The sequence below is a fragment of the Flavobacterium xinjiangense genome (assembly GCF_900142885.1).
GTDB lineage: Bacteria > Bacteroidota > Bacteroidia > Flavobacteriales > Flavobacteriaceae > Flavobacterium > Flavobacterium xinjiangense.
The window spans coordinates 81179-106526 of record NZ_FRCL01000011.1 but is presented as its reverse complement, the minus strand read 5'-3'; the positions used below and the strand labels follow the sequence as shown (position 1 = coordinate 106526).

The 25348-nt window shown below is 33.6% G+C and carries 21 protein-coding genes and 1 tRNA gene; 11 read left to right on the top strand and 11 right to left on the bottom strand.

The window, feature by feature from the left end:
- Positions 1-71 precede the first annotated feature (71 nt).
- Entirely contained in the window at positions 72-662 is a 591-nt protein-coding gene (locus BUC23_RS13215) for a hypothetical protein (protein WP_073210198.1), read from the bottom strand.
- 165 nt (positions 663-827) lie between these two features.
- On the bottom strand, positions 828-1418 hold the full coding sequence (locus BUC23_RS13210) for a porin family protein (protein ID WP_073210196.1): 591 nt from the start codon (positions 1416-1418) through the stop codon (positions 828-830).
- A 362-nt stretch (positions 1419-1780) separates the two neighbouring features.
- Here BUC23_RS13210 and BUC23_RS13205 point away from each other — a divergent pair, with 362 nt between their 5' ends.
- The 3 genes from BUC23_RS13205 to BUC23_RS13195 all read left to right on the top strand — a co-directional run bounded on the left by BUC23_RS13205 (position 1781) and on the right by BUC23_RS13195 (position 5387).
- Positions 1781-2344: a porin family protein gene (locus tag BUC23_RS13205; RefSeq protein WP_073210194.1), complete on the top strand. Its 564-nt coding sequence runs from the start codon at positions 1781-1783 to the stop codon at positions 2342-2344.
- An 80-nt stretch (positions 2345-2424) separates the two neighbouring features.
- Positions 2425-2838 (top strand): type II 3-dehydroquinate dehydratase, encoded by a 414-nt coding sequence (locus tag BUC23_RS13200; protein ID WP_073210192.1) that lies wholly within the window; start codon positions 2425-2427, stop codon positions 2836-2838.
- A gap of 59 nt (positions 2839-2897) precedes the next feature.
- Positions 2898-5387: a DUF5686 and carboxypeptidase regulatory-like domain-containing protein gene (locus BUC23_RS13195; RefSeq protein ID WP_073210190.1), complete on the top strand. Its 2490-nt coding sequence runs from the start codon at positions 2898-2900 to the stop codon at positions 5385-5387.
- Positions 5388-5480: 93 nt separating this feature from the next.
- Here the strand turns inward: BUC23_RS13195 and BUC23_RS13190 are convergent, their stop codons facing one another.
- The 4 genes from BUC23_RS13190 to BUC23_RS13175 form a co-directional block, all read right to left on the bottom strand.
- Positions 5481-6356 carry a cation diffusion facilitator family transporter gene (locus BUC23_RS13190; RefSeq protein WP_073210188.1) on the bottom strand — a complete coding sequence of 292 codons (876 nt, stop codon included), beginning with the start codon at positions 6354-6356 and terminating at the stop codon, positions 5481-5483.
- A gap of 109 nt (positions 6357-6465) precedes the next feature.
- Entirely contained in the window at positions 6466-7776 is a 1311-nt protein-coding gene (gene murA, locus BUC23_RS13185) for a UDP-N-acetylglucosamine 1-carboxyvinyltransferase (protein WP_073210186.1), read from the bottom strand.
- Between the two features lie 102 nt (positions 7777-7878).
- The gene (locus tag BUC23_RS13180) at positions 7879-8595 is read right to left on the bottom strand and encodes a DUF4290 domain-containing protein (protein WP_073210184.1); all 717 of its coding nucleotides are present in this window, start codon (positions 8593-8595) and stop codon (positions 7879-7881) included.
- Positions 8596-8684: 89 nt separating this feature from the next.
- Positions 8685-8969, bottom strand: coding sequence for a DUF493 family protein (locus BUC23_RS13175; protein ID WP_073210182.1), 285 nt, complete (start codon positions 8967-8969; stop codon positions 8685-8687).
- A gap of 147 nt (positions 8970-9116) precedes the next feature.
- On the opposite strand from BUC23_RS13175, the gene BUC23_RS13170 reads away from it, so the two are divergent.
- The 5 genes from BUC23_RS13170 to BUC23_RS13150 all read left to right on the top strand — a co-directional run bounded on the left by BUC23_RS13170 (position 9117) and on the right by BUC23_RS13150 (position 13715).
- Positions 9117-9656 (top strand): AAA family ATPase, encoded by a 540-nt coding sequence (locus tag BUC23_RS13170; protein ID WP_073210180.1) that lies wholly within the window; start codon positions 9117-9119, stop codon positions 9654-9656.
- 84 nt (positions 9657-9740) lie between these two features.
- Positions 9741-11636 (top strand): RecQ family ATP-dependent DNA helicase, encoded by a 1896-nt coding sequence (locus BUC23_RS13165; RefSeq protein WP_073210178.1) that lies wholly within the window; start codon positions 9741-9743, stop codon positions 11634-11636.
- Complete coding sequence (gene fmt / locus BUC23_RS13160; RefSeq protein WP_073210176.1) at positions 11636-12583, top strand: methionyl-tRNA formyltransferase; 948 nt, start codon at positions 11636-11638, stop codon at positions 12581-12583. The genes BUC23_RS13165 and fmt overlap by 1 nt, the downstream gene beginning before the upstream one ends.
- A 179-nt stretch (positions 12584-12762) precedes the next feature.
- Positions 12763-13035: an HU family DNA-binding protein gene (locus BUC23_RS13155; protein ID WP_073210174.1), complete on the top strand. Its 273-nt coding sequence runs from the start codon at positions 12763-12765 to the stop codon at positions 13033-13035.
- Positions 13036-13154: 119 nt separating this feature from the next.
- Positions 13155-13715, top strand: coding sequence for a YqgE/AlgH family protein (locus tag BUC23_RS13150; protein WP_073210172.1), 561 nt, complete (start codon positions 13155-13157; stop codon positions 13713-13715).
- On the opposite strand, the gene BUC23_RS13145 is transcribed toward BUC23_RS13150, so the two are convergent.
- Positions 13712-14551: an aminotransferase class IV gene (locus BUC23_RS13145; protein WP_073210170.1), complete on the bottom strand. Its 840-nt coding sequence runs from the start codon at positions 14549-14551 to the stop codon at positions 13712-13714. The two genes, BUC23_RS13150 and BUC23_RS13145, sit on opposite strands and share 4 nt — an antisense overlap.
- Before the next feature lie 55 nt (positions 14552-14606).
- Positions 14607-14999 carry an START-like domain-containing protein gene (locus tag BUC23_RS13140; RefSeq protein ID WP_073210168.1) on the bottom strand — a complete coding sequence of 131 codons (393 nt, stop codon included), beginning with the start codon at positions 14997-14999 and terminating at the stop codon, positions 14607-14609.
- A gap of 154 nt (positions 15000-15153) precedes the next feature.
- Between BUC23_RS13140 and BUC23_RS13135 the strand changes: the two genes are divergently transcribed.
- Positions 15154-15230 (top strand) — tRNA-Met (locus BUC23_RS13135).
- Positions 15231-15784: 554 nt separating this feature from the next.
- Positions 15785-16345: a DUF6642 family protein gene (locus BUC23_RS13130; protein ID WP_073210166.1), complete on the top strand. Its 561-nt coding sequence runs from the start codon at positions 15785-15787 to the stop codon at positions 16343-16345.
- A gap of 125 nt (positions 16346-16470) precedes the next feature.
- Here BUC23_RS13130 and BUC23_RS13125 read toward each other — a convergent pair whose 3' ends face one another.
- From BUC23_RS13125 to BUC23_RS13115, 3 genes are all read right to left on the bottom strand, one after another.
- Positions 16471-17145, bottom strand: coding sequence for a TonB-dependent receptor plug domain-containing protein (locus BUC23_RS13125; RefSeq protein ID WP_073210164.1), 675 nt, complete (start codon positions 17143-17145; stop codon positions 16471-16473).
- A gap of 185 nt (positions 17146-17330) precedes the next feature.
- A complete protein-coding gene (locus BUC23_RS13120) occupies positions 17331-18392 on the bottom strand; it encodes a class I fructose-bisphosphate aldolase (protein ID WP_073210162.1) in 1062 nt (353 codons plus the stop codon).
- 59 nt (positions 18393-18451) lie between these two features.
- On the bottom strand, positions 18452-19543 hold the full coding sequence (locus tag BUC23_RS13115; RefSeq protein WP_073210161.1) for an alkene reductase: 1092 nt from the start codon (positions 19541-19543) through the stop codon (positions 18452-18454).
- A 582-nt stretch (positions 19544-20125) separates the two neighbouring features.
- On the opposite strand from BUC23_RS13115, the gene BUC23_RS13110 reads away from it, so the two are divergent.
- Positions 20126-25036 (top strand): LamG-like jellyroll fold domain-containing protein, encoded by a 4911-nt coding sequence (locus BUC23_RS13110; RefSeq protein WP_084538354.1) that lies wholly within the window; start codon positions 20126-20128, stop codon positions 25034-25036.
- The last annotated feature ends 312 nt before the right edge of the window (positions 25037-25348 follow it).

The following is a 25348-nucleotide window of genomic DNA, read 5'->3' as shown; positions in this document are numbered from 1 at the left end:
CAAAGTAAAGACTTTTTTAGACATAAAAAAACCTCCTAAATAAGAGGCTTTAAAATAATTTACAAAAGAAGTTATTTGCCCCATTTGCCACCACCTACATAAAATCCCAAATGAATTCCTAGATATGTATTGGAAACTGTCCCTCTATTATTACCATTCATATCGTGCAAAGTCGATTCCGGTACTAAGTTATATTCCACTCCCATTCTAAATTTCCCCCACTCAAAACCACCTCTAACTAACCCGCCAAAACTACTTGTAGCATCTAAAGTTACATTATTTGAACTATTAATGTCGTCAAACTGAACATTCCCCACCGTATAAAACCCAGCACCTCCGCCAATATAAGGAACAAAAGTTTTTCCTGATTTGTTAAAGTAATAATCATAAGTTGCCACGTAAGAACTATTAGCCGAAACTTTTGCACTTGTGCTAGTGCCAGAATCATTGACATCTCGAACTATCCCAGCGCCGCCTATTCTTAAACCCACATTCATATTGTCTTTAATATTATATTTTGGTTCAATGGAGAATAATAATCCTGCTCCACCTTGTGCCGGAACAAATCCAAAATCTAAACCAACTCTGAATCCACCCTCTTTTTGCGAATAGCCAATTGTAAATACTAAGAATGTCGCAACTGCTAAAATTACTTTTTTCATTATTTTTTATTTAAAATATGTAAGGCAAATCTAATTAATTGTTAATTATAAAATTGCTATTTCTACTACAAAAAAAAATATCTGCCAAAATCATTTTAAAAAAAGTTCCATTCATAAAAAACCTCCCGCTGTAACGGAAGGTTAATCAATATATTTTTTAGAACGTTAGAATTTGTACCCCAACGAAATTTGAAAAACAGAATTTTTTGACTCTGATTCCCCAGGAAATAAATCTTTTTGTATTCGTGTTAAACCTAAATTATAGCGCGCTCCAAGCATAAATTTTTCAGCAAAATAATAGCCGGCACCAAAACCCAAACTTATATCAGTCGATTTTAACTGATCTTTAATATCCTCAGATACTCCGCCAGATTTTGCTTTGGCAGACACCAGAAAACCAATTTGAGGCCCAAATTCAAGGCTAAAAGTATTAGCCACGTAATATTTAGCCATGACTGGAATATTGATATAGTCCAATTTCAAATCGCCATTGTCACCACCAGACTCCAATTTTACCCCTTGTGCGGAATAAAGTAACTCAGGCTGAATTGCAAAATTATCGCTTATCATAAATTCGCTAAAAAAACCTACATGAAATCCTATTAAAGATTTTGAATTCACGCCGTCTTGATCAGTGTTAGTGACGGAAGAAACATTCAAACCACCCTTCACTCCAAACGACATATTTTCCTTGTCTTGAGCATTCACAAAACACACTGTGAAAACCGATACTAATAATAAAGTAATTTTTTTCATGATTAATTATTTAAAATTTATAACAACAAAGTTAAAAAAACCAAACTTTGAATTATCATTAATCAATTAAACTCGTTGATTATCAATATATTACAGTTGTAAACAAATAAAAAAAGAAATAAGTAAGATTTATTTTTCATTTTTTGGCATGAAAAATGCAACTACATAACGAGAAAGCCTATTATTTGAGGTAGGTAAATAGAAAGAAATTAAGAAAAATATTGCTTTTAAATATTACCAAATACGCTTATTTTTGTTTTTATAATATTTCCAACTATCATTTTGTTTACTAATTGTAGGCAATAATTGTCAAAATTGAGAGTTTTAAGTTTAAATAATTAATACAAATTAAATACCATTTTATGAAAAAGACAATCTTCGTTACCGTTTTACTTGTTGCTATATCGATAAATATGCAAGCACAATTAGTTAAATTTGGAGTTAAAGCTGGAGTAAATTACGCCAATCAGAATGGATCTGACATTACAGTAAATAGCAGAAATTACACCACTTCAGCCATTACAAGTTACCATGCGGGTTTAATTGCCGAAATAAAACTTGTAGACAGTTTTGCTATCCAGCCTGAGTTACTCTATTCTACCCAAGGAGCAACTTACAAAAATGCCGGTGAAGAGTTTAGAAATGAATTAGGCTATTTATCAATTCCAGTCTTAGCAAAAATTAATTTGAACAAATTTGTCAGCCTTGAGCTAGGACCACAAGCATCATTTTTATTGAGTGAAAGAAACAATTTTGATGTTAAGGATGCAAATACTTTTGATTTTGCAGTTGTTGGAGGTCTAGGACTAAATATTACAAAGAGTCTATTTATTCAAGGTCGTTACGGCTTAGGATTAACTGATGCCTCAAAAGATGCACAAGTTAAAAACTCTGTTGTTCAAGTTTCAGCAGGTTTTAAGTTCTAAGAAAATAAAAATATAAATATATTTTTTAAAACCGTTCCATAAATTGGAACGGTTTTTTTATTTTTACAAAAACAACCACAATGAAAATTAGTATTATTAATGGGCCTAATCTAAATCTTTTAGGAAAACGTGAGCCCGAAGTATATGGAAATCTAACTTTTGAAGAGTATTTCACTACTTTGCAAATTAAATTTCCTGCAATAGAATTCAGCTATTATCAAAGCAATATAGAAGGGGAATTAATCGATAAAATTCAGGAATTTGGTTTTTCATTTGATGGAATTATTCTAAATGCTGGGGCTTACACGCATACATCTGTAGGTATAGGTGATACCGTAAAAGCCATAACCACACCCGTGGTTGAAGTGCATATTTCGAATACTTTTTCTCGCGAAAGCTTCAGACATCAATCCTACATTTCAGGTAATGCAAAAGGAGTAATTCTTGGATTTGGTTTAAAAAGTTATGAATTAGCAATACAATCTTTTCTTTAGTTTAATATCAAAATCATGTAACATTACCTACAATTAAGCGTCTTATAAAAAACTCAATTATGAAGAATGCTTACTTGTTTCTATTACTAGTGTTATCTTTTTATTCCAATGCCCAAATCAAAGGGACCATCACTGACGAAAAAGGGAATCCATTACCTTTTGTGAGTGTATTTGAAGAAAATACCTATAACGGTACCAGTTCTAATGAACAAGGAGTTTATCAGCTGAATATAAAATCAGTTGGAAAGAACAAAATAGTTTTTCAATTATTGGGATTTAAAACCCAAAAAATAGCAATTCCAACAGAAAAGTCCACTTTTACTTTGGATGTAAAAATGCTAGAGGAAAGCTATTCCCTCAACGAGGTTATAATCAACAAAAAAAATAATCCTGCCATAGCAATTATAAAAAGTGCAATTGCATCCAAAAAAGAAAATTCAGAAAAAACAGCGCGATACACAGCCGATTTTTATTCCAGAGGATTATTCAAGATTAAGGATTTACCCAAGAAAATAATGGGAATGAAGGTTGATATAGGCGATGACATGGCTACGAATCTTGATTCAACCGGAAGTGGTATTTTATATTTATCGGAAACCGTTTCAAAAATAACTTTTGAAAAGCCAAATAATTTAAAAGAGAAGATTGTTGCTTCCAGAATTTCAGGAAATAACAAAGGGTATAGTTATAATACAGCAAAATCATCTACATATGATTTTTATAATAATACTTTAGAGTTTGGAATCAACATGATTTCGCCCATTGCCGATAATGCTTTCAATTATTATAAATTCAAACTTGAAGGCACTTTTTTTAATGAAAACAATCTGCAAATCAACAAAATAAAAGTCACTCCAAACCGTGATAAGGAGCCTGTTTTTGAAGGATACATTTATATTGCCGATGACAGTTTTGCAATTTACGCCGTAGACCTTGACATAAAAGGATACCGAATGAAAAATGAATTTACGGATGTAATGACTTTAAAACAAAACTTCAGTTACAATTCCAAAAACAAAATTTGGTCAAAAAACGCTCAAAGTCTGGCTTTTAATGCCGGAGCATTTGGAGTAAAGTTTTCTGGAAAATTCAATTATGTGTATAGCAATTATGAATTCCCTCTTTCTTTCGAAAAGAAAACCTTTGGGAATGAGATTTTGAGTTTCGAGACCAATGCAAATAAAAAAGAGGATGCCTTTTGGAATACCATCCGGCCAATTCCTTTGACAATAGAAGAAAGCAGTGATTATATAAAGAAAGACAGCCTTCAAACCATCAGAAAATCCAAAAAATTTATGGATTCAATTGATGCCAAAAACAATAAATTCAAATTTATGGATTTAATAATGGGTTACGATAACAAAAACACTTTCAAAAAACATTCTTTTAAATACAATGGATTATTGGATTTAAGTTCGTTAAGTTTCAATACCGTTCAAGGTCATAGTCTTAATACCGGTTTTTCTTTCAAAAATTGGAATGAAGAGAAGGGAAAAAACACTTCGATAAATACCACTATCAATTATGGTTTTTCAGAAGATCGACTGCGAGTTATGGGTGAATACAAACATCAGTTTAACAATCAGAATTATGCTGTTTTATCTGTATCTGGAGGAACAAAAGTAAATCAATTCAATAGTAATGAACCTATTAGCAATTTTATCAACTCAATTAGCACTTTGTTTTTTAGAAATAATTTTATAAAATTATACAATAAAGAATTTTTACAAATAACCTACAGTCAGGACATTGCAAACGGATTGAACCTTAACGGAAAACTGGAATATTCGCAACGAAAACCTTTATTTAACACCACCGATTATTCTTATTTTAAAAGAAATGACTTATTTTCTTCTAACAATCCATTAAACCCAACCGATTTTATAAATGCTGGATTTGACCAGCATCACTTGACAAAATTTACTTTGAATGCCAAAATCAATTTTGGAAACAAATACATATCTCGTCCCGATGGAAAATTCAATATTAGAAATAATAAATATCCAACTCTTTATTTAGGGTATGAAAAAGCAATTGCGGCCAGCGAAAAGAAATACGAATTTGACCATTTCAACACAAGATTAACGTATGATTTAACACTGGGAAATAAAGGAGTTGTCGGCTTTAATCTAAAAGCTGGAAAGTTTCTGAATGCGGATAATATTGCTTTTATGGATTATAGACATTTCAATGGTAATCAAACGCATATTGGTCAAACTGAACGGTATTTGAATGTTTTTAATTTGCTGCCTTATTACTCCAACAGTACAAACGACAGTTATTTTGAAGCGCACATGGAGCACAATGACAAAGGGTATATTATGAATAAAATCCCTTTACTGAACAAACTAAAATCTACAATGGTTTTAGGATTCCACACCCTTGCCGTACCAAATTCAAAATCTTATTCAGAGGTCTCTATTGGTCTTGATAATCTTGGTTTTGGAAAATTCAAACTGTTTAGAGTTGATTATGTTCGCTCTTACCAAAATGGCTATACAGGCGATGGTGTTGTTTTTGGTTTAAAAGTCTTAAATGTTCTGGAGTAAATTTTCAGGATATTTTATAAATAAAAAATGGAGCAGATTTTTAAATCCGCTCCGTTTTTTTATAACCTAGCTAAATTACTTTCTTGCTATCAACTAATGGTATTCGTTAGGCTCCACATGGATCAAAACATGCCCCAATTCCGGCAATTTTTCCTTCAAGGTATCTTTTAATTTATGAGCTAAATCATGTCCTTCTTTTACAGTAATATTTGCGTTTACGATTGCATGCAAGTCTACATGGTATTTCATACCCGCTTTTCTAATGAAGCATTTTTCAGTATCTATGATTCCATCGACTTGATGAGATACTTCTCTTATACTTTCTATCAGGTCATCATAAACATGCTCGTCCATAATTTCTCCCAATGCAGGTCTAAATATCAAATAGCTGTTAAATAAAATAAATCCTGACGCAAAAAGTGCCGCCCAATCATCAGCCGACTCATATCCTTTTCCTAGAATCAAAGCAATAGAAATTCCAATGAATGCAGCTACAGAAGTTATAGCATCACTTCTGTGATGCCACGCGTCAGCTTTTAAAGAAGAACTATTGGTCTCAATACTTCGTTTCATTACTATTCGAAATGAATATTCTTTCCAAATAATTATTGCGCCAAGAACATAAAGAGTCCATGATTTAGGCAAATCATGTGGTGTTCTAATATTACTGATACTTTCATATGCAATAATTGTGGCGGAAGTAATCAAAAACCCTACGACCAAAAAAGTAATTAACGGTTCCGCTCGACCATGTCCATAGGGATGATTTTTATCTGCCGGTCTATTAGAGTACTTGATTCCGAATAACACTAAAAATGATGCAAAAATATCGGTTGTAGATTCAATCGCATCCGCTATCAAAGCATACGAATTACCAAAAAAACCAGCTAAACCCTTTATTATTGCCAAACTTATATTTCCAACGATACTAAAATAAGTAGCCTTTATTGCTGTTTGTTCGTTTGACATGATTATTATTAAAATTAGAAAAAATTAAAATCGTTTAAATAAACCTAATTGAATGTCTTTATTCAAAATCTATAGGTTTACTTAAACGATCTTTTGTAATGATATAAGTTTATGCTCTAATAATATTAGCTCCAATGGCTCTCAATCGTTCGTCAATACGTTCGTATCCTCTATCTATTTGTTCAATATTCTGAATCGTACTCGTTCCTTTCGCGGAGAGGGCTGCAATTAATAAGGAAATTCCAGCACGAATATCCGGTGAAGACATTGTCGTAGCTTTCAACTGTGATTTAAAATCGTGCCCCATAACAACTGCTCTATGTGGATCACACAACATGATTTTTGCTCCCATGTCGATCAACTTGTCAACGAAAAACAATCTGCTTTCAAACATTTTTTGATGAATCAAAACATCACCTCTTGCTTGTGTGGCTACCACTAAAACAATACTTAATAAATCGGGAGTAAATCCAGGCCAAGGAGCATCTGCAATAGTAAGAATAGAACCATCTATATCTGTTTTCACCTCATATCCATCAACGTGAGCAGGAATATAAATATCATCGCCTCTTTTTTCTAAAGTGATTCCTAATTTTCTAAAAGTATTTGGAATAACACCCAGATTTTCCCAGCTTACATCTTTTATCGTAATTTCTGATTTTGTCATTGCAGCTAATCCAATCCATGATCCAATTTCAATCATATCAGGAAGAATTCTATGCTCACAACCTCCCAGACTTTCAACACCTTCAATAGTCAATAAGTTAGATCCAACACCTGTAATTTTAGCTCCCATGGAGTTTAACATCTTACACAATTGTTGCAAATAAGGTTCACAAGCAGCATTATAAACAGTTGTTTTTCCTTTGGCTAAAACCGCAGCCATAACAATATTAGCTGTTCCGGTTACGGATGCTTCGTCCAGTAACATATCGGCTCCTTTTAATCCTTTAGGCGCTTCTACACCATAAAAATGATCTTCTCTATTATAACGGAATTTTGCTCCAAGATTTATAAATCCCTCAAAGTGCGTATCTAATCTTCTACGACCTATTTTATCTCCTCCTGGTTTTGGAATATATCCTTTTCCAAATCGTGCCAAAAGTGGTCCGACAATCATAATAGATCCACGAAGAGAACCGCCTTCTTTCTTGAATGCTTCGGTTTCTAAGTACTGAATATTCACTTCATCAGCTTGAAAAGTATAAGAACCAGATCCTGTTTTTTGGATTTTAACTCCTAAATTTCCTAAAAGCGTAATTAGTTTATTGATGTCAATAATATCAGGAATATTATTAATAATCACTTTTTCAGGAGTTAAAAGAACAGCACATAAGATTTGCAATGCTTCATTTTTGGCTCCCTGTGGCGTAATTTCTCCTTTTAATGAAATACCACCTTCTATTTTGAAAATTCCCATATTCTTTTTTTAAGTTTCTGAGGAACTGAAGCAATAACCTCTAAGGTTTTAGCTAGTTTTTTTAGTCTTAGCACCTCAGCAAATTAGCGCCTTAGCACTCTATTATTTTGGATTATTTTTTTGAAATGGTTTTGGTTTTCCTGTTTTTAAATTCTTGTTACTTAGAATTTTTGGCTGCCCTACTGGTAAAATTTTATTAGACACTCGTTTATTGGTTCGTAATAAATCGGTGGTATTCAATAGTTCCTCTGTACTTTGAAGTAAATTCAATTTCCCATCGGATAGTTCGTACAGATGTTCAAAAATAACATCATCCTTCACCGTGTCTTTATTCCAACTCAAATAAGATTTTTTCATATGATTAGCAATAACTTTCACTAATGCATTTTTCATTTCGCCTTCCTCCCATTTATTGGCTACATCAATCATGTACTTTATATTGTTCCCGTAATATCTGTATTTTGGAAAATTTTGAGGATATTGTAATACATCTGGTTTCAGTTGCAAAACTTCACGTGAAGGAATTGGATACGGGGAATCAGCAACCAATTTAAAATCAGACATAATAAAAATCTGATCCCATAACTTGTGTTGAAAATCTGGAACATCACGCAAATGAGGATTCAAGCTACCCATAACTTGAATGATGTATTTTGCCGCTTTGTTGCGCTCCACAGCATCTTCAATTTTAGTTGCCTGATCAATTAGCTTTTGCAAATGACGCCCGTATTCCGGAATAATCAAATGAGACCGCTCCGCATTATATTCCAAATGGTGAACAACATCGTTCGAGTTTTCTTTTATATATTTTGAATTCATATTCGAATGTATGTATTTTTGATTTTGTATGCTACTATTCCAGAAGATTTATAATCATCCGAGTGCACCATCCAGAATTCATTTCTTATTTATAGAGAGACAATACCTTTTATTGTAGAAACTTCTAGGTATTTATCTACTATTTCCTGCGCATCTTTCACAGTGACATCAACAGATATACTGGTGAATTTTCCAGTTTTGGACTTAGTTGTTTTTATAACTGCACCCATGCAATCAAATGCCAATTCAACGCGTTCCACGTTATCATCTTCAGTAGGCACAATAAACTTAAATAAGTACAATGCTGGCCACGTATTACTCATATCGAGCTCCACTTTTAATCTGTCGTAAAATTCTTCAGTCTCTTTGTCCATTTCCTTTTAAAAAATAAAGGCAAATATACGGTTTCAAAAGTAAATTATGAATATTGAAATATGATTTTTTGTCTATTCTTATTTTAACGGCAATCATTTTTTTAAATCCCGATAAGTTTAAGTAAATTTGCGCCTTATTTTTTAAAAGTGCAGAAAGAAATCATAGTTATCATTGGCGGTCCCGGAACAGGGAAAAGTACTATCATAGACGGATTGATAGCTAACGGATATTGTTGTTACCCCGAAATTTCTCGGGAAGTAACCTTGGAAGCCAAAAAACAAGGAATCGAACAATTATTCCTGGAAAAACCGCTATTATTCAGCGAATTACTTCTTGAAGGAAGAAAAAAGCAATTTCAAGATGCTTCCCAAGAACCTCACGATATTGTATTTATAGATAGAGGAATTCCTGATGTTTTAGCCTATATGCATTATATTGGGGATAGTTATCCTGACTTTTTTGATGCTGCCTGCCGCGAACATACGTATACAAAAATCTTCATCCTACCACCTTGGGAAGACATATACATTAGCGATGGTGAACGTTATGAAAACTTCGAACAAGCCAAAATCATCTATACCCATCTTGCGGAAACCTATCAAAATTACGGCTACGAACTCATAGAAGTACCTAAAGACACCTTAGATAACAGAATTCTTTTTATCTTAGATGAAATTTCTAAATAATTTGAGAATTTAGGATTTTCAATTTAAGATGTTTTCATCTAGTATAACTTAAAATCCGATCCCGAAGGTTCGGGACTGTAATCTATGCAAGAAGCAGTAGCTATTCTTCGAAAATATTGGAAACATGATAAATTTAGGTCACTGCAAAACGAAATTATTGATTCTGTTTTAAGCGGTAAAGATACTTTTGCATTGATGCCAACCGGTGGAGGAAAATCAGTATGTTTTCAGATTCCAGCGATGATGAATGAAGGCATTTGTTTAGTGATTTCACCTTTGGTAGCTTTGATGAAAGATCAAGTAGCTAATTTACAAAAAAGAGACATAAAAGCGATTGCTTTAACAGGAGGCATTCGATCCGAGGAAATGATTGACCTGCTGGATAACTGCCAGTTCGGAAATTATAAATTCCTTTATTTATCACCAGAACGACTTCAATCAGATTGGATATTGGAAAGAATAAAAAACCTTCCAATAAACTTAATAACCATAGACGAAGCACATTGTGTTTCGCAATGGGGGCATGATTTCCGGCCAGCCTATTTAAAAATTTCTTCTTTAAAAAAGCATTTCCCAAAAACACCTTTCTTGGCTTTGACTGCAACAGCAACTCCAAAAGTGAAAGAAGATATCATCAACGAATTAGGATTGCATAATCCCCGAATTTTCGAAAAATCATTTGCACGGGAAAATATCGCCTATATGGTTTTTGAAGTAGAAGATAAACTTTTCAGAATTGAACAAATACTGAAGAAAAATCCAGAACCTTCCATCATCTATGTGCGAAATAGAAAATCTTGCTTGGAAGTTTGCTCGCAACTCCAGTCTTTAGGGTTCAAAGCAACATATTACCACGGCGGACTTTCGTCCAAGGAGAAAGATAAAAACATGCAATTGTGGATGAATGAAGAAGTTCAGGTCATTATTGCCACAAATGCTTTTGGAATGGGAATTGACAAAGCCAATGTAAAAACGGTAATTCACATTCAGTTACCGGAGAATTTGGAAAATTATTATCAGGAAGCTGGACGTGCGGGAAGAAATGGCGAAAAAGCATATGCTGTTTTATTAACGAGTCCTTCGGATATACTTCAAACCGAAAATCAATTTATAAACATACTCCCTGACAAAAAATTTCTGAATCAAATGTATGTGAAGCTTTGCAATTATTTCCAAATCGCATATGGGGAAGGAATCAATGAACAATTTACCTTCAATTTGAATCATTTTTGTATCAAATATGGTTTTCCTATATTAAAAACGTACAATGCCATGCAATTTACGGATAGACAAGGAATACTTACCCTGTCTCAGGAATTTTCTGAAAAAATTTCTATGCAATTTTTAATTCCTTCCAAAGAAGTAATTCGTTATATGAGTTTGAATCCTAATGACGAGGAAATTATTTTGGCAATATTGCGAACGTATCCGGGAATTTATGATACGCAGACTGCTTTTAATTTAGAACTGATTGCAAAAAAATCGCATCATGCTGCAACAGAAATACATGCGGTTTTAAAAAAATTAAAAGAAAAAGACATTATTGAATACCATTCGAAAAATAATGACGCCACATTAATTTTCAACGAAGTTCGAGAAGATGAACGAACCATTAGCAGAGTTTCTAAGTATTTAGAAAATCAAAATCAATTAAAAAAGGAACAACTCAAAGCCGTAGTTGGCTATGTCAATGAGAAAAAAGTTTGCAAGAGCAAATTAATTTTGAATTATTTTGGTGAAAAAGCCAATACCGATTGTGGAATTTGTTCGTATTGTATCACAAAGAAACAACGAAAACCAGATGTCATTTCACTTTCAAAAGAAATAATTACTTTACTAGAGACCGAAGATTTAAATTCAAGAGAAATTCAAAATAGGACTAAAAATAGTCCGGACGAAGTTATCTTTGTATTGCAACATTTACTGGATAACAGTGTAATACTTGTAAAACCAAACAATAAATATACTATAAGATCATAATGGAAAAATTACGAATTGTTTTCATGGGAACACCCGAATTTGCAGTTGGAATTCTGGATACGATAATCAAAAACAACTTTGAAGTTGTTGGCGTTATTACCGCAGCAGATAAACCTGCTGGTCGTGGACAAAAAATAAAATACTCCGCAGTAAAAGAATTTGCATTAGCCAATAACCTTACTTTACTGCAGCCTACAAATCTAAAAGACGAAACGTTTTTATCGGAACTAAAAACTTTGAATGCCAATTTACAAATTGTAGTTGCCTTTAGAATGCTGCCAAAAGTAGTTTGGGAAATGCCTTCACTAGGAACATTTAATCTTCACGCTTCCGTACTTCCTAATTATCGCGGTGCCGCACCCATAAATTGGGCAATAATAAATGGAGAATCAAAAACTGGTGTCACAACTTTTTTTATAGATGATAAAATTGATACGGGAGCGATGATTCTAAGTTCAGAAATCGAAATTGGAGACACTGAAAATGCCGGACAATTGCACGATAGATTAATGGACTTGGGCAGCAAGACCGTTATTGACACTTTAAAACTTATAGAAAAAGGAAATGTAACCACTGTTATTCAAACTGAAAATTCAGCTATAAAAACAGCATATAAACTAAATAAAGAAAACTGCAAAATAGATTGGACTAACCCAGCTTCAGAAATAAATAATTTAATCAGAGGATTGAGTCCATATCCGGCAGCTTGGTGCTTCTTTGAGGATAAAAATGAAGATTGGAATGTGAAAATTTACGAAGCAACAGTTATTTTAGAAGACCACTCCTTTTCAGTTGGACAGTTGATCTGCACTAAAAAAGAAATGAAAATTGCTGTCACAAATGGATTCATTCAAGTACTAAATTTACAATTTCCAGGAAAAAAAAGGATGACTACAGCCGAATTACTGAACGGAATCTCTTTTTCTGAAAATGCAAAAGCCTACTAACGTCAGTAAAATGGGAGTTTATCGGTGATTTTAGCACGAAAAATACTGTTTTATGAACAAAAAAAATAAGTTATCAACAAAACGAGCTAAAAATAGATAAAACACTTGCAAGGAACGTATTTCCTACTAAATTTGTGTATTAACAATTTTTTATAACCAACAATTAATAACTATTCATTATGAACAAATCAGAATTAATCGATGCTATGGCTGCTGAAGCAGGAATTACAAAAGCTGCTGCAAAATTAGCTTTAGAGTCATTTTTAGGAAATGTAGGCGGTACCTTGAAAAAAGGTGGAAGAGTATCTTTAGTAGGTTTCGGATCTTGGTCAGTTTCAGCTAGAGCTGCTAGAGACGGTAGAAATCCTCAAACAGGAAAAACTATTCAAATCGCAGCTAAAAATGTTGTGAAATTTAAAGCTGGTGCAGAATTAGAAGGAGCAGTAAACTAGTTTAAGTTTTCCAATATAATAAAACCTTCCTATGGAGGGTTTTTTTATGCAGTTTAACGAGTTTATTTGGTATTTTAATGAATTTTTTCTTAAATTTAATTACTTAAAAAAACAATGTCATGATCTCAGAAAAATTAAGAAAAGGTCATCTACTTATAGCAGAGCCTTCTATAGTTGGCGATCTATCATTTAATAGATCCGTAATCTTATTAGCAGATCATAATAAAGAGGGATCTGTTGGTTTTATTATAAATAAACCATTAAAATATACTATTAATGATTTGATTCCGGAAATCTTTGCCCGATTCAAAATTTACAATGGCGGTCCGGTGGAACAGGACAATCTTTATTTCATACACAATATTCCTAACTTGATTCCAAACAGTATTGAGATATCAAATGGAATCTATTGGGGCGGTGATTTTGAGTCTACCAAAGAACTAATCAACGATGGAAAAATTAATAAAGACAACATTCGTTTTTTCCTTGGTTACACGGGTTGGGATGAAAACCAATTAGAAAATGAAATGCTAGAAAATTCATGGATTATAACCGAAAATAATTACGAAAATAAAATCATCGGAAAATCTACAACGCATTTCTGGCAGGAGCAAATAAAAGAATTAGGAGGAGAATATCTCATATGGTCAAATGCCCCTGAAAACCCTTATTTAAATTAGTTTAACCTTATCATTTCGTTCAGCATTTGCACCAATTGATTTGCTACATTGGTAGTAAATGTTTTCTTGCGGTATTTAGTTATAGGCTGTATCCCTTTAATAACATTTGTTATAAATAATTCATCCGCTTTCTGAAGGTCGAACGGAGAAATGGCCTCTTCAACTACTTTTAAGTGATCAATTTTTTTTGCCAATCCCAAGATTTGCTTTCTCATCACACCATTCAAACAACCCTCTGAAACTGGCGGAGTTATTAGTCTATTTCCAATTAGCATGAAAATATTTCCTTGCAATACTTCCACTACATTTTTGCTGTCATTTAATAAAACACAATTATCTAAACCATTTTCACGAGCATAAATACTTCCTGTTATATTGATGATTTTATTGGTTGTTTTTATGGAAGAAAGTAGTTGCTTAGTCACGTAAAAATCTTTGTAAAGATCTACTTCGTATTCCTTTTTTTCAATGAAATAAGAGACGTTTTCTAACGCTACGGCATGAATCAAAAAAGAAACACTGTTATCGTTCGGTAAATAATAACCCCCATCATTCCTATAAACCGTTATTCGGGCGCGCGATGAATCCGACAATGAATTATTTCCTACCAATGACAGAATTTGCTCTTCGAAATACTCCATGGTAAAGTTCATAGGTATCTCCATTCGAATCACCCGCATAGAAGACATTAATCTAAAATAATGATCTTCTAAAAATAGAATCTTATTGCTTATTATTTTAACTGTTTCAAAAACAGCATCACCATATAAAAAAGCGCGGTTTTGTTTCAATATATTAGCGTCCTGCGACACTATAGTTCCATTAAAATTAATCATAAAAAAAGCCCTAAATTTTGTTTAGGGCAAATATAAGTTATAAAATAGGATTAATCTATACAGAACCTATTAGATGTTTCAAATCTGAAATTTGATTTTCCCAAAGTTGTGTAGCTTCATCCACTTCATCTTTTTCAGCAAAGTCAATTACCATCAACGAGACATCTTTGGTCAACTCATCAACCAAGATATGCAACTCAAAAAAGTATTCGGTATCTTTATTATTTTCATCTATCCATTTAAATTTTACTTTTTCACCTGACTTTTTAGAAGCAAGTCTGGCTTTTTCCTCGGAGTCATTCCAAATAAAAGTAAAAAACTCACCACGAGAATTTACATTATCAGCAAACCATTCCGATAAACCGGATGGAGTTGATATATATTGATACAACAATTGAGGAGATGAATTTATTGGGAACTCGATTTCGTAACGTACTTTTTGATCCATGAGCTACATTTAATTTTTCTGAAATATATAGAATATAAGTCCGAAAAAAAAGCATTTTTAAAAATATTTTTTTTTCTTTAAAAAACACTTGCAACCTGTAATATTATTTTTATATTTGCACCCGCATTCAGGGATGGTTTTCCACCCTAATCATGGCGAGATAGCTCAGTCGGTTAGAGCGCAGGATTCATAACCCTGAGGTCCCGAGTTCAAATCTCGGTCTCGCTACCAAAGCAAAAACCCTAACATCAATATGTTAGGGTTTTTTATTGGAATTATATTTCGAAAATACAGACTTTAAAACGCTCAAGTGACAAGTCAAGTGAGGTGTGATTCAATCCTGGATACTTTAAAACCGATTTTTTATCCAAATTTATTTATCAATTTTAGTTTAATATCACCCTTAAATAAATTTCACAAAAATAATTTAAGTGGTAATTTTGGAAATATAATTTCCTATGAAATATTTTGGACTTCAAATAATTCTCCGAATACATATTGCGTCTTTTTACTCCTCTAACCACTCCCGAAACTTCATCTCCTATACTAAAGTCGAAAAACCATTTCGTTAATAACTATTTATGTTAAATACTAACAATGAATTTCATTCTTCAGTAATTTTGTAAAATAAATTTACAAAGTCCAATTGAGCAAGTGTCTGGTAAATTCGCAGCAGGCAATAAACTAGTTAGAGTTTTTTTTGGGCTATTACAAGTACTAAACTAATTGGAGTTTTTATTTCAACGTTATTTGATTTGAAATACAATCTACATAAACTAAATTTCATGGATTCTGACACCTTTATATTCTGCCTTGAAGCCGTTCCGGATGTAGAAACTACCTCCATTACTGAAGTGGTCAAAAACTTAGAGCAACTAGCCTTTGAGCAGGGTATTACAAGCATTTATAAAACGTGCGATACTATTGAAGGATTAGAAGAAAGTTTAAATGCATTGCTTTATGCAGATCATAATTTTACCGATTATGAAATAATCTATTTAGTCATGCAGGGCGAAGGAAACACTATTTGCCTAAATGATTATTACTATAGTTTAGAAGAAATAGCAGAGCTCTTTGAAGGAAAAATGACAGGTAAAATTTTGCATTTTGCCAATGCAAAAATATTAGACCTAACCGAGGAAGAAGCTCAATATTTTTTAGATATTACTGGAGCTCGCGCTATTTCTGGTTATGGCGCCGTATTCCATAAATTAACCAGCAGCACCCTAGACAAAATATTCTTTAGTCTATTTGAAGAACAGGATAATGTCGTTGAAATTGTACAAGAATTATTTCAAAAAAAATATGACCTCTGCAAACTACTCGATTTTAGATTGTATTATTAAAAATGAAATCACTCTAAATTAATTTGGCAATTCGGAAGAGTTATAATTTTCATCTTTAAGATTAGAGCTTGGAGGTATTGGTAAAAAAATATCTGATTTTCTTGCACCAGAATTGCTTCTCAAAACTATTTTGTTTTTATCACAATAACACCCGACGATCCTTGCGAACCATAAACAGAAGCTTCTGCACCTTTTAAAACACTGATGCTTTTTACAATATTAGGTGAAATATAATCGATACTCGACACAATCATCCCGTCAACAACAAATAATGGGTCTGAAATATTACGAATCGAACTTACGCCTCTAATGGTTATTTTATTGTCTCTAGAAACTGTAACGCCAGGTAAACGTCCTCGGATAAGATCAAAAATGTTATTGTAAATCCCTGAATTTTTATCGTCAGCAGCTCCTATGCTCTTTGAATTAAGCACTTGATATTTTTTATTCTCCTCAGAATAACCAATTTTTATTTTTTCCCCTTTTTTAATTCGCTTATTTGTTGATTTTTCCGAATCTAAAAACACAAAATTCATAATACTTTCATCATTGAATTTAGAAGACAGTAAGCCATATTCGTATGAATAAATGTTAATACTCGCTACTTTTACCGGAAGTTGAACTTCAAAATAACCATTCTTATCGGTTTCAACATTTGAATCAATTGAATCTAAATATATTTTGGCCTTAGCTATTGGCTGGTTCTTATTATTAACCACTTTCCCAGTTAATTTTTTTTGTGCGTTGGCAAAGCCAATGTTTAATAATAAAACAAATAACAGTAATTTAGAAATTTTCATGTTTTAGAATTTTTAATAGTGTTCAAAATAATAAACTCAATGTGGCCATAATGATTAATTAGTTCTCACTTTTTACACAAACTGATTAATAACTGTAAATCAACACAATGCACCTGCTCCAATGCTAAACTACAATTTTTTTTGACATCTTTGCAATTTCTTATAAAACTATAAATTATCTAAAATTAAGCAATAGTAATTTCGGAAGCTAAGTAAATTTCCTGCACGGCATGAATCAGCTCTATGCCTTCATTAAAAGGCCTTTGAAAAGCTTTTCGTCCCATAATCATACCAGCTCCTCCTGCCCTTTTATTAATCACTGCCGTTTTTATGGCTTCGGCCAAATCAGTTTCTCCTTTTGATTCTCCTCCTGAATTAATCATGCTAATACGCCCCGAATAACAATTCATGACCTGATAACGACATAAATCTATTGGATGATCGCTGGCCAATTTGGTGTACATATCCGTATTTGTTTTAGCAAATTTTATTGCTGTAAAACCACCGTTACTATTTGGTAACTTCTGTTTAATAATATCCGCCTGAATCGAAACGCCTAAGTAATTCGCTTGACCGGTAATGTCAGCGGCTGTATTGTAATCGACACCGTCTTTTAGAAAAGCATCATTTCTGGAATAGCACCATAGAATCGTAGCCATCCCTAAATTATGCGCCTCTTCAAAAGCCTTTGCGACTTCTATTACTTGCCGGTCTGATTCGGCAGAGCCAAAATAAACAGTCGCGCCTACTGCAACAGCTCCCATATTCCAAGCGTCACGCACACTACCAAACATGATTTGGTCGTATTTATTGGGATAAGTTAGTAGCTCGTTGTGATTTATTTTTACCACAAATGGAATTTTATGTGCATATTTTCTCGACAACATTGCCAATCCGCCCATTGTGGATGCTACTGCATTACAACCGGCTTCGATGGCTAATTTTACAATATTTTCAGGGTCAAAATAAATAGGATTAGTAGCAAAAGAGCTTCCTGCCGTATGCTCAATCCCTTGATCAACAGGTAAAATTGAAATGTATCCGGTATCACCAAGGCGTCCATGTTGGTATAATTGTGCCAAACTTCGAATCGCTTGTGCGTTTCTATTGCTTTGTAAAAAATGAGTATCGATATGGGATTTACCTGGTAAATGAATTTGATCTTTCGAAATTGTTTTACAGACATGATGCAACAAAAAGTCTTTTTCACTACCTAACAAAGCCAACAATTGATTTAGATCTTTCATTTAACTTCTATTTAAATGGTTTACTTAAACTATTATTTCATTCAAGATAAATACATTTCTTACTCGATTTTATAAAATGGATAATCAGTATATCCTTTTTCATCAGCAGTGTAAAACAAATCCATGTTGAGATCCTGCGATAAAGGCCAATTATTTTCAAATCTTTTTACAAGATCGGGATTATTAATGAATGGTCGGCCAAAGGCTACTAAATCTGTAAGACCGCTTTCAATAGCTGCTTCAGCAGTTTCTTTATCGAACCCACCGCAAAGGATAATAGTATTTTTAAAATTGTTTCGTATCACTTTTTTAATTTCTAAAGGAACGGCAGGCGCTCCCATAGCGGAGTGATCCACCAGATGAATGTAGGCAATATCCAGTTTATTGAGTTCTTTAGACAAGTAATCATAAGTGGCATCAATTTCAGGATAATGAGGCATGTCACTGGCCACTCCATAAGGTGATAAACGAATTCCTGTTTTTTCTTTTCCAATTGCATTTGCAACGGCAGTTACTACTTCAATCACAAAGCGGCAACGGTTTTCAACGCTTCCTCCATAATTGTCTTTACGAAGATTGCTTATAGGAGAAAGAAATTCTTCTAATAGATAACCATTAGCGGAATGTAATTCGACCCCATCAAAGCCAGCAAACAAACCATTTTCGGCAGCGGCAACATACTCTGTTCTGGCATGTAAAATCTCTTGGGGAGTCATTTCTTTTGGAACGACAAAGTCCTGTAATCCTTTTAAATCTGTCCACATTTGTCCGGAGGCTTTTACTGCAGATGGCGCTAGAATCTGGGCATCTTTATGCATATTAAGCGGATGGCTTATTCTCCCGGAATGCATTAACTGAACTATAATTTTACCACCGTTTTTATGAACTGCTGTTGTTGTCTTTTTCCATCCTTCGACTTGTTTCTCACTAAATACCCCAGGAATTCGGGCATATCCTAGACCATTAGGGGATGGAGATGTTCCTTCCGTTATTATCAATCCTGCAGTGGAACGTTGTGTATAATATTCAGCCATCAGTTCATTAGGAATATTATCTATTGCTCTACATCTTGTCATTGGTGCCATAACAATTCGGTTTTTAATTTCAATAGAACCTACTATTTGTGGTGAGAATAAGTCGGATGCTTTCATGTTTTTTTTCTTAAATGATTAGTATAAAGATATCTAAAATTATTTTCAAAAGTGTAATTAATCTTTTTTTAATCAGGACAAATCAATTCCGTCCTTTATTACTATTGAAGAAAATAAGTCATTAGATCATTCACCCTCAATACAAAAATGACAAAAACATATTTCTCTCTTACTAGAATTTAAAACAAAAAAATCCGACTCTTTATATGTATTGAACAAACTATTTGCATGTAAAAGAAAGGTCTATTTTCAATTACGAATAGTCCCAAACCTTTCTTTAGTTATATGATTATTCATGGAAGTCGTCATTCTCGAAAATCAGATACAAAATAAGATTAAGAATAATTTCAACGAACCCATTTTGATCTATTACCGCGACTAGAAAACTGTTTAAAAAAATCATTCTTACTATTTATTTTTTATAAAATTTTACTTACTAAATAATCCTAAATATGTATTTAATCGATTATTTATGTTTTTAATCTGTTAAATAAAACAAAATACATAATTTTAAAGTCAAAACACATTCTTTTTTAAAGCTAAAAACGCCTTTTTAAATAAAACATATACCATAATTAGATTATGAGAAAACTTTACTTTAAAACAATCAACTGCAAATCTTGTTTACTATTTTCGATACTACTTTTGGTTGCGTCTATCCAAATGAAGGCTCAAACAGTGACCTCTCCACAGGTTCCTTTTGTACAAAGGACTGCTTTAGCTACTCCCGCCCAAACAATATATAACGTAAAGGGAGACTTTACCTTGTTAGGCAATACGAATTTAAGTCTTGCTAATTACCTCACAGGTACTGACAATCAAGGTAATGAGATGCGCTATATGGATATTGACGGTGATGCTAGTACTCTAAATTCATCAATGGCTACTCTTGAACTCTCTAATGGAGGCGAAAATGGCGCTAACCAAAACTGTTCGAACATTTTATATGCAGGACTTTATTGGACTGGTAAGTCGGATGATGCCAATGATACTTTTATGGCCAATAGAAGAATATCAACTGCTCAAACGTGTCCAAATACCGCTTATACGATGACCGTTAGCAGAGGAGGCAGTTCTCCTTATTATCCAATTTATACCTTTTCGGGATATTCTCATACTTATGCTTTTACCTTTACAAATGCAACAACGGGTGCATCTATTGTCACTCTTAGTATCGATGGTGCTGTTGCAGTTAACGTTCCTGTTTCCTACAATAGTGTTGGAATAGCTACATTTAGTACGCCATATACATCAAATGCAAGTTGGGGGCCAACATTTACTATTAACAGTTTAGTAAGAAACGTATCCACAAGTCTCACTTTAGGTCAATATCAATCTACCAGTTCTGCTGGCATTGTGCTTTCCCCGTCAAAAAATTATGATAAAAAAATAATCTCTTTAAAAGGTCCAGGTTCTTCTGCTTATACTTCGATCACAGCAAAACTTAATGGAGCAAATTCAGAAATCAGGTTTCCAGGGGCAGCTAATAGTGGTATATTTATTGGTTATCAAGATGTTACTGATTACGTTAAAGCACACGGACCTGGTGCCTATACGGTTGCCGATATCGCGCTGATTGAAGGGAATAATGGATCTGCCGATGCGCAACATCCAGGGTACTCAGGAGGTTGGGGCATGATTGTTATTTATGATAATCCAGCTATGAAAAGTCGAGCCGTAACACTCTTTGATGGTTATGCTTTTGTAAATGGCCAACTTGCAGGTGGCGGCGAATTTGGCACGATTCCTATTTCAGGATTTACAACAGTTGGTTCAGGACAAGTAAATATGAAACTGGGAGTAATGGCAGCTGAAGGAGATGTAGCCTTAACAGGAGATTATTTAGCGGTGCAAAAACTAGGTGCAAATCCTTCGAGTTATCCAGGAAGCTATTTAATATTATCTCACCCAAAGAATGCAACAAATAATTTCTTCAATTCTTCTATTTATCCGGTTCCCGCTGCAGGTACAAGTAATCCAATTTTACAAAACAATACAGGTGTTGATCTTAGTATGTTTACCATCCCAAATGTCGGAAATACGGTGATCGGCAACAACCAAACTTCTACGACTTTTAGATTTGGCTCCACTTCTGAAGTATACACCATATATGGTTTTGCCATGTCAGTAGATGCCTATATCCCAGAACCAAAAGGACTGATCAGTGTAACGTCTATTAATAATGTTCCAAATCCGCCCATTTTAAATGCAGCACCAGGTCAAACAATCAATTATTCGCTTAACATTACAAATGAAGGAACTGAAGCCACAAACAATACAATAATTTCAATCCCCATTCCGGCAACCGCAATTTTCAACACAGGAGCGACAATCGTTTATCATACTTACAATGGCTTTACCACCACCAGCACTCCCTATTTTGATTCGGCAGCAAATAAAATTATTTGGAATTTGGGAACATTACCCATAACAGCTGGTCATCCTGAATATATTTATGCTGATTTAAGTTTTACGCTTAATGTCACAACAGATTGCAACATTATCTTAAGTGCGGGTTGTAGCCCTGAAGTATCTTTAGATACGGGAACAATTACTGGTACGGGGGCTACATCTGGGTCTTCCTTTACGAAGTATTTCTTTCAAGGATATGATTCATCCTCTTGTCATTTACCCGTTGATGGTTCTATAAAAGTAGCTATTGATGCCAGTTCCTGCTTATCAAGTATGGCGGGACCTGATCAAATAACATCTTGTGGAGGAGAATCTGTTACATTAGCGGCATCAACAGGAAAAACAGGAATATGGTCTATTATTAGCGGACCTGCCGGAGGAGGAGAAATTTTTTCGAATAACACAAGTCCAACCTCAACATTTTACAGTACTAATCTTGGTGTATACACCCTAAGATGGACTACCAGTTGCTCAACAACAGATGATGTTATCGTCACTTTTACACTATGTAATGTTGTCAACTTTGATGGACTTGATGATCATATCAACTTTAAAAACAACTATAATTTAAACAGCGGTAATTTTAGTATAGAAGCTTGGGTAAAATCAAATGCGACTAATAGTAATAACCAAACCATTATTTCCAAACGCTTAAGTACCGGTTCAACTGATGGGTATGATTTAAGACTACTAAACAATAAAATTTCGTTCAATTGGAGCACAAATTCCATAATTGCCACTCATTCAATTGACAGCAACAGATGGTACCATATTGGGGTTACTTTTGACGGAACTAATTATAAATTATACATTGACGGATTATTAGAAAAAACAGCTTCCGGAACTAACCCAATATCAAATAGTGTTGATTGCGTTTTAGGTGCAATGGCCCAAAACAATACAACTCCCTATAATTATTTTAATGGTTATATCGATGAGGTTCGAATCTGGAATACTTCTTTAAGCATTAGTCAAATTCGCCAAATGATGAATCAGGAAATCATAAATGACGGTAGCGGCAATATTAAGGGAGCAATTGTACCCAAAAACATCACTGGAATAAATTGGACTAATTTGTCCGGTTATTTTCAAATGAATCGTACAAGTGATGTCTTAAACGGCTATTTAATAGATAAATCAGGCAACACAAAGAACGGTAAATTGAAAGGTATTTACGTTCAAGAACCCGATACCGCACCAATTCCTTATACCTCCGTAGCTAATGGCAGTTGGGAAACAGATGCTACTTGGACTAATTATCCTGTTTGGGATTTTCCTAACAGTATCGCTATCGATGGCACAACAAAAATAGATTGGAATATCGTTAAAACCACACATAACATAACCTCAAATGGCAATAAGATAGTTTTAGGATTATTAGTGAACAGCAATATATTAAGTGCCGCAAATGATTCAAAAATTGAAGTTTCCAGTTATCTAAAACTAGATGGTAAAATAGATCTCGTGGGCAAATCACAATTAGTACAAACCATTGACAGTGATTTAGATGTTTCAAGTGCAGGATCAATAGAACGAGACCAACAAGGACAATCAAACAAATACAATTATAATTACTGGAGTTCTCCTGTGAGTCCTATTAACACAAGTGCAAATAACACGAATTATACCGTTGCCGGGATAATGAAAGATGGGACGGCAGCAACGCCACAAAATATAAATTGGATCAGTGGCTATGACGGATCCCCTACCAACCCTATTAGTTTAGCGCGCTATTGGCTCTATAAATTTGATAATTCTGCTAATGATTATGCAAACTGGTCTCAGATAAATGAAACAGACCCGCTCAGAGTTGGACAAGGATTTACACTAAAAGGAAGTGGGAAGCTATCTGGAAACCAGAATTATACCTTCGTAGGAAAGCCAAACAACGGGACCATCGCAACCAACAGTGTTGGTGCCGATCAATTGCTTTTAACCGGAAACCCATATCCTTCTGCTCTGGATGCCAATGCTTTCATAAATGATAATTTGGCTTCTATAGATGGCACTTTGTATTTTTGGGAACAGTACACTACTAATGATACCCATATTTTAAGGGATTATCAAGGTGGTTATGCCGAAAGAAATTTAACAGGCGGAGTACCTGCAACGTCAGTAGGAGTAGATTTTATAAGTGGTCAAGGCTCCAGTACCAAAGGAATTCCAAATCAATTTATTCCCGTTGGACAAAGCTTTTTTGTATATGGAAATGTAGGTGCTGGAGGTCCTATTACCTATAGAAATACGCAGAGAGGTTTCCATAAAGAAGATGAGACAGGTGTTTCTAATACTATGTTCAAAATGACTTCTACTGATAAAAAAGACAAAAATACAAGCACTAACAATAATGATATCATCGAAAAGGACACTTATAAAAGAATTCGTTTGGGTTACAATTCCAATAACAATTACCATCGTCAAGTATTGCTAGGATTTATGAATGAAAAAGCAACTTCAGATATAGATAATGGTTATGATGGTTTTAACTTTGATTATTTTCCTAATGACATGTATTTTTTGAATGATGAGGATCAATTAGTAATTCAAGGAGTTGGATACTTTGACAGAAACGACTCCTACCCTATTGGAGTAAAAGCGGATACGGAAGGGAAAGTGATTTTCATGATTGACGGGCTTGAAAATTTCGACAAAAATGAAAAAATATTCATTTATGATTCGGAAAATGACAGCTACAACGACATCCGAAAAAAACAATATGAAGTTTTGATTCCATCTGGTGAAAACAACGACCGTTTTTCATTGTGCTTTAAACAAAAAACTAAAAAAGAAAAAGAGGACAGTAAGGATGAAAAAGACAAAAAAAATAAAAAATCAGATGACATAAAAGTGACCAATCTTCAGGGAAAAAATGCAATTGAGATTAACAATAAATCAGCTGAAACAAATCTTCAAAAAGTAATTTTGTATAATATGAATGGCCAGTGCGTCGCAACTTGGATGATTGAAGACCAATCACAACAAAATATCCAACTGCCTATTAAAAATTTAAGTTCCGGCATTTATATTGCAAGAATTCAGACCACAAATGGAGATATTAGCAAAAAAATAATTATTCCTTAAATTTTATATATCCTTCTTTATAGTATTATTAGAACTGTCTTTCGAGGCAGTTTTTTTTTCTCGTTATAGTACATTTAAAAAAATGTCCGAAAAATAAATTGAATTTATAAAACAACAGCTATTCATCGAGAGAAAAAATACTTTAATCGAAAATACAATTTTAAAACACAACAATAACTTTTAAACACCTAACTTTAAGGTAGATAAACCCCAATCTATACTTCACGTTAAAAAAATTTATGTCGAGAATTAAACTATAAAATTGTCTATAGCCAATTCCCTTTTTTTTAAAATGAAACAGTACACCTACAC

Coding starts and splice junctions, on each gene's coding strand:
- BUC23_RS13190 (WP_073210188.1), bottom strand. CDS start 6,356: ATGTCAAACGAACAAACAGCAATAAAGGCTACTTATTTTAGTATCGTT.
- BUC23_RS13140 (WP_073210168.1), bottom strand. CDS start 14,999: ATGGATCAAAAAGTACGTTACGAAATCGAGTTCCCAATAAATTCATCT.
- murA (WP_073210186.1), bottom strand. CDS start 7,776: ATGGGAATTTTCAAAATAGAAGGTGGTATTTCATTAAAAGGAGAAATT.
- BUC23_RS13130 (WP_073210166.1), top strand. CDS start 15,785: ATGGATTCTGACACCTTTATATTCTGCCTTGAAGCCGTTCCGGATGTA.
- BUC23_RS13180 (WP_073210184.1), bottom strand. CDS start 8,595: ATGAATTCAAAATATATAAAAGAAAACTCGAACGATGTTGTTCACCAT.
- BUC23_RS13145 (WP_073210170.1), bottom strand. CDS start 14,551: ATGATTAATTTTAATGGAACTATAGTGTCGCAGGACGCTAATATATTG.
- BUC23_RS13150 (WP_073210172.1), top strand. CDS start 13,155: ATGATCTCAGAAAAATTAAGAAAAGGTCATCTACTTATAGCAGAGCCT.
- BUC23_RS13210 (WP_073210196.1), bottom strand. CDS start 1,418: ATGAAAAAAATTACTTTATTATTAGTATCGGTTTTCACAGTGTGTTTT.
- BUC23_RS13110 (WP_084538354.1), top strand. CDS start 20,126: ATGAGAAAACTTTACTTTAAAACAATCAACTGCAAATCTTGTTTACTA.
- BUC23_RS13115 (WP_073210161.1), bottom strand. CDS start 19,543: ATGAAAGCATCCGACTTATTCTCACCACAAATAGTAGGTTCTATTGAA.
- BUC23_RS13155 (WP_073210174.1), top strand. CDS start 12,763: ATGAACAAATCAGAATTAATCGATGCTATGGCTGCTGAAGCAGGAATT.
- BUC23_RS13175 (WP_073210182.1), bottom strand. CDS start 8,969: ATGGACAAAGAGACTGAAGAATTTTACGACAGATTAAAAGTGGAGCTC.
- fmt (WP_073210176.1), top strand. CDS start 11,636: ATGGAAAAATTACGAATTGTTTTCATGGGAACACCCGAATTTGCAGTT.
- BUC23_RS13165 (WP_073210178.1), top strand. CDS start 9,741: ATGCAAGAAGCAGTAGCTATTCTTCGAAAATATTGGAAACATGATAAA.
- BUC23_RS13215 (WP_073210198.1), bottom strand. CDS start 662: ATGAAAAAAGTAATTTTAGCAGTTGCGACATTCTTAGTATTTACAATT.
- BUC23_RS13205 (WP_073210194.1), top strand. CDS start 1,781: ATGAAAAAGACAATCTTCGTTACCGTTTTACTTGTTGCTATATCGATA.
- BUC23_RS13125 (WP_073210164.1), bottom strand. CDS start 17,145: ATGAAAATTTCTAAATTACTGTTATTTGTTTTATTATTAAACATTGGC.
- BUC23_RS13195 (WP_073210190.1), top strand. CDS start 2,898: ATGAAGAATGCTTACTTGTTTCTATTACTAGTGTTATCTTTTTATTCC.
- BUC23_RS13200 (WP_073210192.1), top strand. CDS start 2,425: ATGAAAATTAGTATTATTAATGGGCCTAATCTAAATCTTTTAGGAAAA.
- BUC23_RS13120 (WP_073210162.1), bottom strand. CDS start 18,392: ATGAAAGATCTAAATCAATTGTTGGCTTTGTTAGGTAGTGAAAAAGAC.